15 protein-coding genes are annotated in these 14,667 nt (G+C 54.4%); 3 read left to right on the forward strand and 12 right to left on the reverse strand.

Features of this window, described 5'->3' with window-relative positions:
• Positions 1–130: 130 nt before the first annotated feature.
• Together alr and dnaB are read right to left on the reverse strand one after the other, a co-directional pair.
• Positions 131–1,210, reverse strand: coding sequence for an alanine racemase (gene alr, locus M2374_RS19880; RefSeq protein ID WP_115259702.1), 1,080 nt, complete (start codon positions 1,208–1,210; stop codon positions 131–133).
• A gap of 31 nt (positions 1,211–1,241) precedes the next feature.
• Entirely contained in the window at positions 1,242–2,657 is a 1,416-nt protein-coding gene (dnaB, locus tag M2374_RS19885; protein ID WP_096758712.1) for a replicative DNA helicase, read from the reverse strand.
• Between the two features lie 61 nt (positions 2,658–2,718).
• Here dnaB and M2374_RS19890 point away from each other — a divergent pair, with 61 nt between their 5' ends.
• The gene (locus tag M2374_RS19890; RefSeq protein ID WP_137399210.1) at positions 2,719–3,702 is read left to right on the forward strand and encodes a quinone oxidoreductase; all 984 of its coding nucleotides are present in this window, start codon (positions 2,719–2,721) and stop codon (positions 3,700–3,702) included.
• A gap of 227 nt (positions 3,703–3,929) precedes the next feature.
• Here M2374_RS19890 and pspG read toward each other — a convergent pair whose 3' ends face one another.
• The 3 genes from pspG to M2374_RS19905 all read right to left on the reverse strand — a co-directional run bounded on the left by pspG (position 3,930) and on the right by M2374_RS19905 (position 5,884).
• The gene (gene pspG / locus M2374_RS19895) at positions 3,930–4,172 is read right to left on the reverse strand and encodes an envelope stress response protein PspG (RefSeq protein ID WP_096758714.1); all 243 of its coding nucleotides are present in this window, start codon (positions 4,170–4,172) and stop codon (positions 3,930–3,932) included.
• Between the two features lie 133 nt (positions 4,173–4,305).
• On the reverse strand, positions 4,306–5,304 hold the full coding sequence (dusA, locus tag M2374_RS19900; protein WP_096758715.1) for a tRNA dihydrouridine(20/20a) synthase DusA: 999 nt from the start codon (positions 5,302–5,304) through the stop codon (positions 4,306–4,308).
• 91 nt (positions 5,305–5,395) lie between these two features.
• Positions 5,396–5,884 carry a cupin domain-containing protein gene (locus M2374_RS19905; RefSeq protein WP_115259704.1) on the reverse strand — a complete coding sequence of 163 codons (489 nt, stop codon included), beginning with the start codon at positions 5,882–5,884 and terminating at the stop codon, positions 5,396–5,398.
• 117 nt (positions 5,885–6,001) lie between these two features.
• Between M2374_RS19905 and zur the strand changes: the two genes are divergently transcribed.
• The gene (gene zur / locus M2374_RS19910; protein WP_096758717.1) at positions 6,002–6,520 is read left to right on the forward strand and encodes a zinc uptake transcriptional repressor Zur; all 519 of its coding nucleotides are present in this window, start codon (positions 6,002–6,004) and stop codon (positions 6,518–6,520) included.
• A 44-nt stretch (positions 6,521–6,564) separates the two neighbouring features.
• Here zur and M2374_RS19915 read toward each other — a convergent pair whose 3' ends face one another.
• The 4 genes from M2374_RS19915 to M2374_RS19930 form a co-directional block, all read right to left on the reverse strand.
• Complete coding sequence (locus M2374_RS19915) at positions 6,565–6,774, reverse strand: CsbD family protein (protein WP_096758718.1); 210 nt, start codon at positions 6,772–6,774, stop codon at positions 6,565–6,567.
• Between the two features lie 136 nt (positions 6,775–6,910).
• Entirely contained in the window at positions 6,911–8,230 is a 1,320-nt protein-coding gene (gene dinF, locus M2374_RS19920; RefSeq protein ID WP_181688565.1) for an MATE family efflux transporter DinF, read from the reverse strand.
• Between the two features lie 131 nt (positions 8,231–8,361).
• On the reverse strand, positions 8,362–8,970 hold the full coding sequence (gene lexA, locus M2374_RS19925; RefSeq protein WP_096758720.1) for a transcriptional repressor LexA: 609 nt from the start codon (positions 8,968–8,970) through the stop codon (positions 8,362–8,364).
• A 109-nt stretch (positions 8,971–9,079) separates the two neighbouring features.
• Positions 9,080–9,448: a diacylglycerol kinase gene (locus tag M2374_RS19930; protein ID WP_117343608.1), complete on the reverse strand. Its 369-nt coding sequence runs from the start codon at positions 9,446–9,448 to the stop codon at positions 9,080–9,082.
• Between the two features lie 170 nt (positions 9,449–9,618).
• Here M2374_RS19930 and plsB point away from each other — a divergent pair, with 170 nt between their 5' ends.
• Complete coding sequence (plsB, locus tag M2374_RS19935; protein ID WP_115259706.1) at positions 9,619–12,039, forward strand: glycerol-3-phosphate 1-O-acyltransferase PlsB; 2,421 nt, start codon at positions 9,619–9,621, stop codon at positions 12,037–12,039.
• A 53-nt stretch (positions 12,040–12,092) separates the two neighbouring features.
• On the opposite strand, the gene ubiA is transcribed toward plsB, so the two are convergent.
• From ubiA to malM, 3 genes are all read right to left on the reverse strand, one after another.
• Positions 12,093–12,965, reverse strand: a complete 873-nt coding sequence (gene ubiA / locus M2374_RS19940) for a 4-hydroxybenzoate octaprenyltransferase (RefSeq protein WP_096758722.1) — start codon at positions 12,963–12,965, stop codon at positions 12,093–12,095.
• 13 nt (positions 12,966–12,978) lie between these two features.
• On the reverse strand, positions 12,979–13,476 hold the full coding sequence (gene ubiC, locus M2374_RS19945) for a chorismate lyase (protein WP_096758723.1): 498 nt from the start codon (positions 13,474–13,476) through the stop codon (positions 12,979–12,981).
• Between the two features lie 180 nt (positions 13,477–13,656).
• Positions 13,657–14,607: a maltose operon protein MalM gene (gene malM / locus M2374_RS19950; RefSeq protein ID WP_181688566.1), complete on the reverse strand. Its 951-nt coding sequence runs from the start codon at positions 14,605–14,607 to the stop codon at positions 13,657–13,659.
• Between the last annotated feature and the right edge of the window lie 60 nt (positions 14,608–14,667).

Consider the following 14,667-nt stretch of genomic DNA (forward strand, 5'->3'; position numbering starts at 1 on the left):
TGGTGGTTCTCCAGGTTTACAGGCAGGGGATAAGAACACAATAAACCGGAAGCGGGAGAAGATCGAGAGGATGTTGAGAGGATTATTGCCGGATGGCGGCAGAACCGCTTTATCCGGCAGACAGCCAGATTCAGTCCACGTACTTCATCGCTACCCTTGATGTCAGGCGCGTGATAAGTTCGTAAGCACTTACTTTCGTTATTTCAGCAATGCGTTCAACGGGCAGACCATCGCCCCACAGAATCACCGGATCGCCGGCTTTTTCCTGCGCTTCTGGTCCCAAATCAACGCAGATCATGTCCATTGCCACACGACCAACAATCGGCACTTCCCGACCATTGACCAGTACCGGCGTGCCGGACGGCGCTGCACGCGGATACCCGTCGCCATAGCCCATCGCCACCACGCCCAGGCGCGTGTCACGCGCGCTTTCCCACGTTCCACCATAGCCAACAGGTTCGCCCGCTTTGTGCTCGCGCACGGCGATCAGGCTGGAGGTAAGCGACATCACCGGCTGGCAGCCAAAATCAGTCCCGGCGGAATGATTCTCCAGCGGCGATACGCCATACAGAATTAGCCCCGGACGCGCCCAGTCGAAATGGGACTGCGGCCACAGCAGGATACCGCCAGATGCGGCAATAGAACGCTGTCCCGGCTTGCCTTCACAAAAACGATTGAAGATATCGAGCTGCTTTTCCGTCGCGCCGCATTCGGGTTCGTCTGCACGGGCAAAGTGGCTGACGATGTTGACCGGCTGACGCACGTTTTTACAGTGGGTCAAGCGTTGATAAAACGCCTCAGCCTGCTCCGGACGTACGCCAAGACGGTGCATCCCGGTGTCGAGCTTCATCCAGACGGTGACGGGTTCCGCCAGTTCAGCCGCTTCCAGCGCCGCAAGCTGCTCCTCATTGTGCACGGCAGTATGCAGCCGCTGTGCGGAGATGGTCGGCAGATCGGAGGCATCGAAAAAACCCTCCAATAGCAGGATGGGTTGCGTGATCCCACCCGCGCGCAGTCGCAGAGCTTCTTCAAGACGAGCGACACCAAAAGCGTCCGCATCAGGGAGCGTTCGCGCGGTCTCTAACAGACCATGGCCGTAAGCGTTCGCTTTCACCACCGCAACCAGTTTACTGGCAGGTGCCAGTTCACGCAGACGTTGCAGGTTGTGTCGCAGAGCGCGGCGGTTAATGACAACAGTTGCCGCTTGCATTTGAATTCCTTAATAAATGGACGACGGAGCGTTACTCATCGTCATACTGTGGTCCGGCATAATTATCGAAGCGTGACCACTGGCCGTTAAACGTCAGGCGCACCGTACCGATTGGGCCGTTACGTTGCTTACCAATAATAATTTCCGCGATGCCTTTTAAGTCGCTGTTTTCGTGATAAACCTCGTCACGATAAATAAACATGATTAAGTCGGCATCCTGCTCGATAGACCCCGATTCACGGAGATCCGAGTTGACCGGACGCTTGTCGGCGCGTTGTTCCAGAGAGCGGTTAAGCTGCGACAGCGCCACCACCGGCACATGCAGTTCTTTTGCTAATGATTTCAGCGAGCGCGAAATTTCAGCAATTTCCAGCGTACGGTTGTCGGAGAGCGACGGCACCCGCATCAGCTGCAGGTAGTCGATCATAATCAGTCCGATACCGCCGTGTTCACGGGCGATACGGCGTGCGCGCGAACGCACTTCCGTGGGCGTCAGGCCGGAGGAGTCATCAATGTAGATGTTTCGTTTCTCCAGTAAGATCCCCATGGTGCCGGAAATTCGCGCCCAGTCTTCGTCATCCAACTGACCGGTACGGATTTTAGTCTGGTCTACGCGCGACAGCGATGCCAGACAACGCATCATGATCTGTTCGGAGGGCATTTCAAGACTGAAGATAAGTACCGGCTTATCCTGCAACATCGCCGCATTTTCGACGAGGTTCATTGCAAACGTCGTTTTACCCATCGACGGACGCGCGGCGACGATAATCAGGTCCGACGGCTGTAGACCGGCAGTCTTTTTGTTGAGGTCGTCGTAGCCGGTATTCACCCCGGTGACGCCGTCATGCGGCTGCTGGAACAGCTGTTCGATGCGCGCGACGGTGGCGTCGAGCACCTCGGTAATATTTTTCGGGCCTTCGTCTTTATTGGCGCGGCTTTCGGCGATTTTAAAAACGCGGGATTCCGCGAGATCCAGCAAATCTTCACTGGAACGCCCTTGCGGATCAAATCCGGCCTCCGCGATTTCATGGGCTACCGAAATCATGTCGCGCACGACGGCGCGTTCGCGGACGATATCCGCATAGGCGCTTATGTTCGCCGCACTTGGCGTATTTTTAGATAACTCAGCCAGATAGGCAAAACCGCCGACGCTGTCGAGTTGCCCCTGCACTTCCAGCGACTCGGCCAGGGTTATCAGATCGATGGGTTTGCCCATCTCCTGCAAACGATGCATTTCGGTGAAGATATGCCGGTGCGGTCGGGTGTAAAAATCCTCCGCGACGACACGCTCGGCAACATCGTCCCAGCGTTCGTTATCCAGCATTAAACCGCCCAACACCGACTGTTCCGCTTCAATCGAGTGCGGCGGTACTTTCAGCCCGGCGACCTGCAGATCGCGGTCACGAGCATCAGTCTGTTGTTTGTTGAAGGGTTTATTTCCTGCCATAGTGAATGGAGTTACCGAGATAATGATTGGGTCGAAAGATTACCACATTTCTGGAGGAAGCATGGCAACACGTATTGAATTTCACAAGCACGGCGGCCCTGACGTACTGAAGGCTGTGGACTTTACGCCCGTTGATCCGGCCGAGCATGAAATCCAGGTCGAAAACAAAGCGATTGGCATCAATTATATCGATACCTACATCCGCAGCGGACTGTATCCGCCCCCTTCTCTGCCCAGCGGACTCGGTACCGAAGCGGCCGGCGTGGTCAGCAAAGTCGGTAGCAAAGTAACCCACATCAGCGTTGGCGATCGCGTGGTCTACGCCCAGTCAATGCTCGGCGCCTACAGCTCCGTACATAATGTCCCCGCCGATAAAGCCGCCATTTTACCTGATGCCATCTCGTTTGAGCAGGCTGCCGCGTCCTACCTGAAAGGGTTAACCGTTTTCTATCTGTTGCGTAAAACCTATGAAATCCAGCCTGACGAGCCGTTTCTGTTCCATGCCGCCGCAGGCGGCGTTGGTTTGATTGCCTGCCAGTGGGCAAAAGCATTGGGGGCGAAGCTAATTGGTACCGTCGGCACTGCGCAAAAGGCGCAAATTGCATTACAGGCCGGCGCATGGCAGGTGATTAACTATCGCGAAGAGAGCATTGTCGAGCGGGTTAAAGAAATTACGGGCGGTAAAAAAGTCCGGGTAGTTTATGACTCGGTGGGTAAAGACACCTGGGAAGCCTCGCTGGACTGCCTGCAACGCCGGGGATTGATGGTGAGTTTTGGTAATTCTTCCGGGCCGGTGACCGGCGTTAACTTAGGCATTCTGAACCAGAAAGGCTCGCTGTACGCCACACGCCCTTCTCTGCAGGGTTACATCACCAACCGCCATGAATTGACCGAAGCCAGTAATGAGCTATTTTCACTGATTGCCAGCGGCGTGATTAAAGTCGATATCGCGCAAGGTCAGACGTTTGCGTTAAAAGATGCCCAGCGGGCGCATGAAGTACTGGAAAGCCGGGCCACGCAGGGGTCGAGTTTGCTGATCCCGTGAAACTTCTCCCTTAAATAATTCAAGCAGCCAATACGCCTGCGGTTTGAATTATGACGGGGAAGAAAAGAATTAGGGCTTCCCGTAGGAAGCCCTTTCTTTTTTAGTTCGGCTGTATGTAGGGTACAGCTCGATGAATTCGTTAACCGCGCAATAGTGACAGATTTAATAATCAATTCCTATTTGGTTCTAAAGGCAATGTTGCAGGTTGTGATGTACCGCTCAATACCTTAGTAAAATCGACGGTTATTGCGCTGATAGTGCGGGACTTTTGGCGCTTTTATGGCCTTGATAACCCACACCACGGCGACAGCCAATAACAGCCATGGCAGCAGTTTAATCATCAGCGCAAACATCCCGCCGAGGAACATCACGGCGGTCGCCACCATCAGCGCAGCCAGAATCCCCAGCAGCGACACGCCGGTGACCATCAGCATGACAAAAAAGCCAATCACAAAAAGTAGTTCCAGCATGATGCTCTCCCATAATGAATTTCTGCTTAAACCATTACAAAAATCATGCCAGAATTAATTGATTGATTTATAAAGAAAACGCCCCGCGACAGTGCGCAGGGCGTGGTGAAATTGACTAACTTTTGGTGAACAATTAACGTTTGTCTGCTACCAGCTTCAACGCATGTTCCAGCACGTTGATATCCGCACCGGCTTTGTGCGCATTTTCGCTCAGGTAACGACGCCACTGACGCGCGCCCGGAATGCCCTGGAACAGCCCCAGCATATGGCGGGTAATATGTCCCAGATACGTTCCCTGGCTCAGTTCCCGTTCAATATACGGGTACATGGCGCGCACCACGGCAACAGGGTCCACGTCAGCACCCGTTGAACCGAAAATTTCGCGATCCACGGATGCCAGAATACCGGGGTTCTGATAGGCTTCACGTCCCACCATCACGCCATCCATATGTTCAAGGTGCGCTTTCGCTTCTTCCAGCGATTTAATGCCGCCGTTGATCGACATGGTCAACTGCGGGAAATCACGCTTCAGCTGGTACACGCGGGCGTAATCCAGCGGTGGGATTTCACGGTTTTCTTTCGGGCTCAGCCCGGACAACCAGGCCTTGCGCGCATGAATGATAAACATCTCACATTCTCCTTTGCCGGAGACCGTGTTGATGAAATCACACAGAAATTCGTAGCTGTCCTGGTCATCAATGCCAATACGGGTTTTGACCGTCACCGGAATCGATACCACATCGCGCATCGCCTTGATGCAGTCGGCAACCAGCTGCGCATTGCCCATCAGGCAGGCACCAAACATCCCGTTTTGTACGCGATCAGAGGGACAGCCCACGTTGAGGTTTATCTCGTCATAGCCCCGCGCTTCCGCCAGCTTCGCACACTGTGCCAACGCGGCTGGGTCGCTACCACCAAGCTGTAAGGCTATCGGATGCTCTTCGTCGCTATACGCCAGATAGTCGCCTTTACCATGAATGATTGCCCCGGTGGTTACCATCTCCGTATAGAGCAGCGTCTGGCTGGACAGTAAGCGCAAAAAGTAGCGGCAGTGTCTGTCCGTCCAGTCGAGCATCGGCGCGATAGAAAAACGATGTGCAGGGAAAGCGGTGGACTGAGATTCAGGCAGCATGGCGAATAATTAAGCATCCGGTTAAAAAAGGGGCGCCACTATAGCATAGACCGCGACGATAGTGAGCCACATCGTCACGCCCCCCCTCATGCTATTTCGATCCGGGTTTACCGTCGTGGGAACCAAAAAACTGTGGTGGATGGTCAACCCAGCGATCCTCGCGCGTGGCCGCATACACCGGATTCAGTGGGTAATAGATACGATTGAATTTTTTATTTGCCTCGCCGACGACCAGCAGTCGCACCTCTTCACTGGTGTTATTGATAAAGGTGTGACACACGCCGGTTCCCGCTGGAAATCCGACGCTATCCCCCGGTTCCAGCTTCCATAAATAGCCGTTAATCCAGGCCTCCGGATACCCTTCCAGCACGTAGATAAACTCTTCTTCGTCGCTTTCGGCGTGAGGGTACGAGGTGCGACGGCCCGGAGGCAGGCGTTCATGGTGAATGCCGAGGCGACCCAAGCCCAGTTTACGAGCAAGCGGTGCGCCGATAGAAAACAGCTCATCGCTTCCGGGATAGGTAGCGTCATCAGCCCCCTCCACCTCACGCCAGTGGCGAATACAATCCGGTCTTTTCATTTTATATTTTCCAGTATTGCGATGCGTCAGGTATAGCACACCACGGCTGATCTCGGCGTTTTATGCAGAACATGATAAAGTAAGGGATTAACCTTCCACGCAAATCGAGGCGCAAAAATGGAAAGAACCCCTACGCAGGAGTTGCTGGCTCACGCTGAAAAACTCTGTGCGCAACGTAACGTGCGACTCACGCCGCAACGCCTCGAAGTGCTGCGCCTGATGAGCCTCCAGGAAGGGGCAATCAGCGCATATGACCTGCTGGATTTATTACGGGAAACTGAACCACAGGCTAAACCGCCTACCGTCTATCGTGCGCTCGATTTTCTGCTCGAACAAGGTTTTGTCCACAAGGTAGAATCCACTAACAGCTACGTGCTTTGCCATTTGTTCGATCAGCCCACCCACAGCTCCGCGATGTTCATTTGTGACCGCTGCGGCGTGGTGAAAGAAGAGTGTGCGGAGGGCGTGGAAGACATCATGCATACGCTGGCGGCCAAAATGGGCTTTGCCCTACGTCATAACGTAATTGAAGCGCATGGACTGTGTCAGGTCTGTGTGGAAGTTGAAGCCTGCCGTCATCCTGGCGACTGCCAGCATGATCACACGATTCAGGTAAAAAAGAAGGTCGGGCGTTAAGCGAGAGAACGTACATCCTTGTACATTCAGGCGGGAGGGGATAATTACCAACGGTAGTCGTTGCGGGTTTCCCAATCCTTCACTTCTTTCTCCGCCTGATCTTTCGCATAACCGTAACGTTCCTGGACTTTACCCACCAGCTGGTCACGCTTACCTTCAATGACCGTCATATCATCATCGGTCAGTTTGCCCCATTGCTCTTTCACTTTACCTTTCAACTGCTTCCAGTTACCACCGACTTCGTCTTTATTCATCATCAAATCCTCATCGTTAGGTTGTGAATAGCGAGAGTGCTGCGTCCAGACACGCTATGTTTTTGCTGGACGTGAGAATAAGTGTAGTCAGTGATTCTGAGTTCTATTTATTATTCGGAATTTTTAACCATACGAGTCAGGAAAACCAGGTGCCATTTCGCCAGTGATGCCGCCAGATAAAAGCCAGCGAGAGTCCGCGCAGCGCCAGAAAAACAGCGAGTGCCAGCCACAAACCGTGGTTGCCTAACAGCGGTAACGTGAATAAGGTTAAGCCGAATCCCGCAGCGGCAACGGCCATACTGTTACGCATTTCCGCAGCACGCGTTGCGCCAATAAACATGCCGTCCAACAGGTAACACCAGACGCCCACCAGTGGTAACACCACCTGCCAGATAAGGTAACGATCGGCCAGTTGCTGAATCTGCGGTAGTGAGGTCAACGACGCAATAATGTGCTCGCCAAACAGGGCATAGACCAGTGAAAAAAGGAGCGCCACAATGCCCGACTGTCGACACGCCGCGCGCCAGACATCCAACAGTTGACTGCCATCCCGCGCACCATAAGCCTGACCAGAGTGCGCTTCCACGGCATAGGCAAATCCGTCCAGCGCATAGGCGGTGAAGGTCAACAGGGTCATCAGAACGGCGTTGACCGCAATAATATCGCCCCCGAGACGCGCCCCGAGTACCGTAATCGCACCAAAACACAGCTGCAGCAACAGCGAACGCAGCATGATGTCGCGGTTAAGCGCCATCAGACGGCGGAAGTTTCCGCGCCATGCCTGTTTCAGCATCATGAGCGAAACACCGCGCAGGTGGAGAACCTTGCGCACCATCAGCAGGCCAATCAGCAACGTGACATATTCGGCAATCACCGTCGCCAGCGCGGCACCCTGCACGTTCATATGCAGCCCCATCACCAGCCATATATCGAGCACAATGTTGAGGATATTGCCGACAATCAACAGGATCACCGGTGCTCGCGCGTACTGAACGCCCAGCAGCCAGCCGAGCAGTACCAGGTTCGCCAGCGAGGCAGGCGCGCTGAGCCAACGGATTTCAAGGAAGCGCCGGGCCTGTTCCAGTACCGCTTCGCTCCCCCCCACGATGTGTAACGCCAGATCGATAATCGGCGTACGAAATAGCGCAATTGCCGCCCCCGCCCCCAAAGCCAGAATCAGCGGCTGCACCAGTGCTCGGGCCAACGCCTGCGGATTTTTTGCGCCAAATGCCTGAGCCGTCAGCCCGGTGGTACTCATGCGTAGAAAGAGCAGCAGCATAAAGAGAAAACTGGTTGCCGTCGCCCCCACGGCGACACCACCCAAATAGACCGGGCTATCCAGATGACCAATCACAGCTGTGTCCACCAGTCCCAGCAGGGGAACGGTGATATTGGAGAAAATCATTGGCAGGGCAAGGTGCCAGAGTGCTTTATCAGAGGAGGTAAAAAAAGGCATACAGGAGAGCCTGAGAAGACGTTAGAGATACTGGAAAAAGTCGTACAGGCCCGGTAAACAGAGTGCCACCGGGCACGTTGCCGGATGACGACGTAAACGTCTTATCCGGCCTACAGGAAATCAACAGACCGTTACAGCCATTCACCGTTACGGATAACGCCGACGGCCAGTCCTTCAATGGTGAAGTTCTGCTCACGCAGGTCGACAACGATCGGTTTGAACTCGCTGTTTTCTGGCAGAAGCTCGACCTTATTGCCCTGTTTTTTCAGGCGTTTAACCGTCACTTCATCATCAATGCGGGCAACAACCACCTGGCCGTTACGCACGTCCTGTGTCTTATGCACTGCCAGCAGATCGCCATCCATAATACCAATGTCTTTCATTGACATACCGCTGACGCGCAGCAGGAAATCAGCATTAGGTTTGAACAGGGATGGATCAACCTGATAGTGGCCTTCGATGTGCTGTTGCGCCAGCAGCGGCTCACCTGCAGCAACGCGGCCTACAAGCGGTAATCCTACCTCTTCTTCATGCAACAGACGAATACCACGCGATGCACCAGAGACGATTTCGAGCACCCCTTTACGCGCCAGCGCTTTAAGGTGTTCTTCAGCCGCGTTTGGGGAACGGAATCCCAAACGCTGCGCGATCTCCGCACGCGTCGGTGGCATACCTGTCTGGCTGATGTGATCCCGAATGAGATCAAACACCTCTTGCTGCCTGGCCGTTAACGCTTTCATTCCGCCCCCTGGGTGTATATACAGTTATGCTGTGAGTATATACAGCTAAAGGCGATTTTGGAACCGCAAACTGCACAAAAAACAGGAGATTTATGAAGTTGTGGAATCCTTATCGAAAATGGGACCACAACAGGATTCCCCAGGTGATCAGGGCGACAAAAATAGACAGCAGAACAGCTGCCGACCCCATATCTTTCGCTCGACCGGAAAGTTCGTGATGCTCCGATCCAATACGGTCGACCACTGCTTCAATAGCGCTGTTTAAGATTTCAACGATCATCACCAGCATTACTGAACCAATCAACAACACACGGGTAATGGCGTCGACGTCCAGCCAGCAGGCGATGGCGACGCCCAGCAGTACGGCAACACTTTCCTGACGAAATGCCGCTTCATTTATCCATGCGGCGCGAAAACCTTTCCACGAGTAGCCAGCAGCTTTGATAATTCGGGTGAATCCAGTGGTATTATTGGCCATCAAAAGAACCTTTTTACATTATTAGCGTCAATGTCATTGTAACGTTACCCCGTTTGTTTCAGGGTGTGGCAAAGCAGCGCGAAGTATGACGGGATACACCAGAAATTCACTAAACTTTCTGATATCCTTGCAGCGCATTTGCATTATTAACCAGAGGCTTTACATCGTTTATGTCCGGCTGGCCACGAATTTACTACAAATTACTGAATTTACCATTAAGCGTCCTGGTAAAAAGCAAGTCTATTCCGGCAGAACCTGCCCCGGAGTTGGGACTCGATACGTCTCGTCCCATTATGTACGTCCTACCGTACAACTCAAAAGCAGACTTGCTGACGCTACGTGCCCAATGTTTGGCGCACGATCTTCCCGATCCCCTGGAACCGCTGGAGATAGACGGGACTTTACTGCCGCGCTACGTGTTTATTCACGGCGGTCCGCGTGTGTTCACCTATTACACGCCAAAAGAAGAGTCCATCAAGCTGTTCCATAACTATCTCGATCTGCATCGCAGCAATCCTGACCTGGATGTGCAGATGGTGCCGGTTTCGGTGATGTTTGGCCGCGCGCCTGGCCGCGAAAAAGGTGAAGTCAACCCGCCGCTGCGCATGCTGAACGGCGTACAGAAATTCTTCGCCGTTTCCTGGCTCGGTCGCGACAGTTTTGTCCGTTTCTCGCCGTCGGTCTCTCTGCGCCGCATGGCAGACGAACACGGTACGGATAAAATCATCGCCCAGAAACTGGCGCGCGTGGCGCGTATGCACTTTGCCCGTCAGCGTTTGGCCGCTGTTGGCCCGCGCCTCCCTGCCCGCCAGGATCTGTTTAATAAGCTGCTGGCCTCAAAAGCAATCGCCCGTGCGGTAGAAGATGAAGCCCGCAGTAAAAAGATCTCCCACGAAAAAGCGCAGCAAAATGCCATTGCGCTGATGGAAGAGATCGCCGCCAACTTCTCCTACGAGATGATCCGCCTGACAGACCGTATTCTGGGATTCACCTGGAACCGACTGTATCAGGGTATTAACGTTCACAATGCAGAACGCGTTCGCCAATTGGCGCACGACGGGCATGAAATTGTCTATGTCCCCTGCCACCGCAGCCATATGGATTACATGCTGCTGTCGTACGTTCTGTATCACCAGGGGCTGGTTCCTCCGCACATTGCGGCCGGGATCAACCTGAACTTCTGGCCGGCTGGCCCGATTTTCCGCCGCCTGGGTGCGTTCTTTATTCGTCGTACCTTCAAGGGCAATAAGCTCTATTCCACCGTCTTCCGCGAATACCTCGGCGAGTTGTTCAGCCGCGGTTATTCGGTTGAGTACTTTGTCGAAGGTGGCCGCTCACGTACCGGTCGTTTGCTGGATCCGAAAACCGGCACGCTGTCGATGACCATCCAGGCAATGCTGCGCGGCGGTACGCGTCCTATCACCCTGGTGCCGATTTACATTGGCTACGAGCACGTGATGGAAGTCGGCACCTACGCGAAAGAACTGCGTGGCGCGACAAAAGAGAAAGAGAGCCTGCCGCAGATGCTGCGTGGCTTAAGCAAGCTGCGTAATCTGGGTCAGGGCTACGTCAACTTTGGCGAACCGATGCCATTGATGACCTACCTCAACCAGCACGTGCCGGAGTGGCGTGAGTCTATCGATCCTATCGAGTCGATTCGCCCTGCCTGGCTGACGCCGACGGTCAATAACATTGCCGCCGATCTGATGGTGCGCATTAACAACGCCGGTGCGGCCAACGCCATGAACCTGTGCTGTACCGCGCTACTGGCATCCCGCCAGCGTTCCCTGACCCGCGAGCAGTTAACTGAGCAGCTTGATTGCTACCTCAGCCTGCTGCGTAACGTACCGTATGCATCAGATGCAACGGTTCCGACGCAGAGTGCCAGTGAGCTTATCGATCACGCCCTGCAGATGAACAAGTTTGAGGTCGAGAAAGATACCATCGGTGACATCATCATTCTGCCGCGCGAGCAGGCGGTATTGATGACTTACTACCGCAACAACATTGCGCATATGCTGGTACTGCCGTCACTGATGGCGGCGATTGTGACTCAGCATCGCCGGATTTCACGCGTCGCATTGCAGCAACATATTGATGCGCTGTATCCGATGCTGAAAGCCGAGCTGTTCCTGCGCTGGGAGCGCGATGAGCTTACAGGGGTGATCGACGAACTGGCTGGAGAAATGCAGCGTCAGGGTCTGATTACGTTGCAAAACGATGAGCTGCAAATCAACCCGGCACGCTCCCGCACGCTACAGCTGCTGGCCGCAGGTGCGCGTGAGACTCTGCAGCGCTACGCCATCACCTTCTGGCTGCTGAGCGCGAATCCGTCGATCAACCGCGGTACGCTGGAGAAAGAGAGCCGCACCGTCGCTCAACGTCTTTCCGTACTGCACGGTATCAACGCACCGGAATTCTTCGATAAAGCGGTGTTCAGCTCCCTGGTGCTGACCCTGCGTGACGAAGGCTACATCAGCGACACCGGAGATGCCGAGCCGGAAGAGACGATGAAGATATACCAGATGCTGGCCGAACTGGTGACGTCGGATGTCCGTCTGACCATCGAGAGCGCCACTCAGGGTGAGTAAGCATAAAAAAACCGGTCGAAATGACCGGTTTTTATTTTATCGCAGACTAAAACTCAAAGATGCCAGTAACTCATCGCAAGGCCTAAGAACAACACCAGGCCCACGTAGTTGTTATTCATAAACGCTTTAAAGCAGGCATCCCGCTCGCGGTTAACGATCAGCTTCTGCTGATACACAAACAGCGCCCCTGCCACCAGCAAAGACCAGTAATAGCCCAGCGCCAGTCCGTTCAGCCAGCCCACCAGCGCCATCAGCACCAGTACGCCCACTTGCAGAAGACCAATAATCAGTTTGTCGTTTTGGCCGAACAGGATAGCGGTCGATTTAATGCCAATCTTCAGGTCATCATCGCGGTCGACCATCGCATATTGGGTGTCATAAGCCACTGCCCAGAGAATATTGGCCAGAAACATCAACCAGCAGCTGAGCGGCACCGACTCGCTCACGGCGGCAAACGCCATCGGGATAGACCAGCCAAACGCTGCACCCAGCACCACCTGCGGCAGGTGCGTATAGCGCTTCATGAAGGGATAAACCCATGCCAGCGCCAACGCGGCAATCGACAACAAAATGGTCATCGTGTTGAGCGTCAGGACCAGCAGGAAGGCGAGCAGCACCAGCACAACAAACAACGTGCGGGCTTCTTTCTCCGTCACGGCACCGCTTGGCAGCGGTCGGTTCGCGGTGCGTTTCACATGACCGTCAAATTTGCGGTCAGCGTAATCATTCACCACGCATCCGGCGGCGCGCATTAACCAGACGCCAGCCACAAACACCGCCAGGATCCACAATTGCGGAACCCCAGGGGTCGCCACCCACAACGCCCACAGCGTTGGCCAGAGCAGCAGTAAGGCGCCGATTGGCTTATCCGTACGCATCAAGCGGTGAAACGCCAGCAGCTTATTCTGCGTCAGACTCCACTCCATCTTTATCTTCCTCTCAGTACAACGGCGATGCAGGTAAAAAAAGCTCGGTAAGCATCAGTGGCTTACCGCTCAGCCGCAGGCGGGAACGACGCCCCCACAGCTCTGCATCGCGGCCAATCTCAATAAAATCTCGGGTCAATGTCGATGACGTAAACAGGTAGCGCCCGAGCGGGGTTTTCCCCAGATTTTGCAAGGCCAGTTCAGGGCCACACAATGTCGATTCCGGCACCACGGTGCGCCCGGCAAGCCAGGGTTCACCATCCGCGCAGAGCAGGATTTCACGTAACCAATAGCGGGATTCTGTCGGCAGTAGCGTCAGTTCTTCGGCCACCTCATTTTGCCCAACAAATCCTTCTCGTATCAACGTTACGCTGACCTGCTTTCCCTGCTGCTCAAAACGTTGGGTCATGGAGTCTTCCAGTAACAACCAGTCAAGCAGTTGGGGGTCCAGCGTCGGGATCGCATCAAAATAACGCAGCGCACGCAGTTGCGTTAACGCAGGGTGTGGCATGCCTTACTCTCCGATTTATCACGTTCAGGCATTGTATCGCAGAAAAGGCATTACGGGGTGAGCAAACATGATTAAGTGATCGGCGGAGCAACACAAGCGTAACAAGTAGCATGGAAGGATAAAAAAAGGTGCGCCAGGAGACGCACCAGTTGTTGCAAAATCAGCAATGTGGGGAGACGGTTACCCCTTGCCTTTTACACTGCTGATAAAGGTGGAACGGGCAGATTTGGATCCCAGACGTTCAGCTTCATCAAGCAGCTTCAGCGCTTTATCGACATCGCCTTTGGCCACAGCTTCCTTAATCGCCTGGTTAAAATAGCTTTCCGTGTCGTTCAGCATCGGCTCGCTTTTCTGCGGGGCTGGTGCGGCGACCGGGGCAGCTGCCACCGCAGCCGGAGCCGCATAGGCCGCTGCTGGTGCGGCAGTATTGCCCACCGTCACCGGTCCCGGACCGGATGAGCCAAACAGCGGCCCGACCAGCACGCTGGAGGAGGAGCTGGTTTTGACTTTTAGTTTCAGCAAGCCATCTGTGGTATGACGGGCGATCGGATCCGGGATATCCGGCACGGCGTTACCCACGCCCTTGGCATAGGCTTTTGCCGGGTCAAGCAGAGTCGTGGTCTGCTGGAGATCTTTCTCGGTGGTGAAGACCAGAACATAGAGCTTCTGCTGGCCCAGCGCTGGCGTCAGGCGCATGACCCCTTCCAGGCGATCCGCGCTCATCACGCCGGGCTCCTGATAGGTGAAATAGCTGCTGGGGAAGAAAGCAGATGGCGTCATGCTCTGATCAAGAATCAGGACGTTTGGCGCAAATACGCTGGTTTGTTTGTTCACTTCACTGGAGAGCGTCAGTGTCAGCTCACCAATATTGGCCGGTACGCTATAGGCGGCAACCGGACCGCTAATTCCCGCTACGTCCAGACGCTGACCGGCGGTCGCAAGCTGTGTGGACTGAACCTTAGATTGATCAACAGGCGTCCAGGCTAATTGTTGCAGTGCGGCAGTGGGGATTGCGGGTGCACCGGTGGTGTTCTGTGGCACAAAATTCACATCGGCCAGGCTGATGCCGGGCGCACTGGCAAATAACCCTGCAGATAAACAAAGGGCAACGAGACTTTTCTTCATTTTCATTGTTATCACCTCAGATAGCATGGGTTCAGCGGTGGCCAGGCAATAGCGCGCTAAACCTTA

Origin of the sequence: Citrobacter sp. JUb117 (assembly GCF_024809055.1) — a bacterium.
Lineage (GTDB): Bacteria > Pseudomonadota > Gammaproteobacteria > Enterobacterales > Enterobacteriaceae > Citrobacter > Citrobacter gillenii.

Excerpts from the sequence above, each read along its gene's own strand:
- zur (WP_096758717.1), top strand. The coding sequence starts at position 6,002 with ATGGAAAGAACCCCTACGCAGGAGTTGCTGGCTCACGCTGAAAAACTC.
- M2374_RS19890 (WP_137399210.1), top strand. The coding sequence starts at position 2,719 with ATGGCAACACGTATTGAATTTCACAAGCACGGCGGCCCTGACGTACTG.
- M2374_RS19930 (WP_117343608.1), bottom strand. The coding sequence starts at position 9,448 with ATGGCCAATAATACCACTGGATTCACCCGAATTATCAAAGCTGCTGGC.
- dnaB (WP_096758712.1), bottom strand. The coding sequence starts at position 2,657 with ATGGCAGGAAATAAACCCTTCAACAAACAACAGACTGATGCTCGTGAC.
- ubiA (WP_096758722.1), bottom strand. The coding sequence starts at position 12,965 with ATGGAGTGGAGTCTGACGCAGAATAAGCTGCTGGCGTTTCACCGCTTG.
- lexA (WP_096758720.1), bottom strand. The coding sequence starts at position 8,970 with ATGAAAGCGTTAACGGCCAGGCAGCAAGAGGTGTTTGATCTCATTCGG.
- dusA (WP_096758715.1), bottom strand. The coding sequence starts at position 5,304 with ATGCTGCCTGAATCTCAGTCCACCGCTTTCCCTGCACATCGTTTTTCT.
- malM (WP_181688566.1), bottom strand. The coding sequence starts at position 14,607 with ATGAAAATGAAGAAAAGTCTCGTTGCCCTTTGTTTATCTGCAGGGTTA.
- alr (WP_115259702.1), bottom strand. The coding sequence starts at position 1,210 with ATGCAAGCGGCAACTGTTGTCATTAACCGCCGCGCTCTGCGACACAAC.
- M2374_RS19915 (WP_096758718.1), bottom strand. The coding sequence starts at position 6,774 with ATGAATAAAGACGAAGTCGGTGGTAACTGGAAGCAGTTGAAAGGTAAA.
- pspG (WP_096758714.1), bottom strand. The coding sequence starts at position 4,172 with ATGCTGGAACTACTTTTTGTGATTGGCTTTTTTGTCATGCTGATGGTC.
- dinF (WP_181688565.1), bottom strand. The coding sequence starts at position 8,230 with ATGCCTTTTTTTACCTCCTCTGATAAAGCACTCTGGCACCTTGCCCTG.
- plsB (WP_115259706.1), top strand. The coding sequence starts at position 9,619 with ATGTCCGGCTGGCCACGAATTTACTACAAATTACTGAATTTACCATTA.
- M2374_RS19905 (WP_115259704.1), bottom strand. The coding sequence starts at position 5,884 with ATGAAAAGACCGGATTGTATTCGCCACTGGCGTGAGGTGGAGGGGGCT.
- ubiC (WP_096758723.1), bottom strand. The coding sequence starts at position 13,476 with ATGCCACACCCTGCGTTAACGCAACTGCGTGCGCTGCGTTATTTTGAT.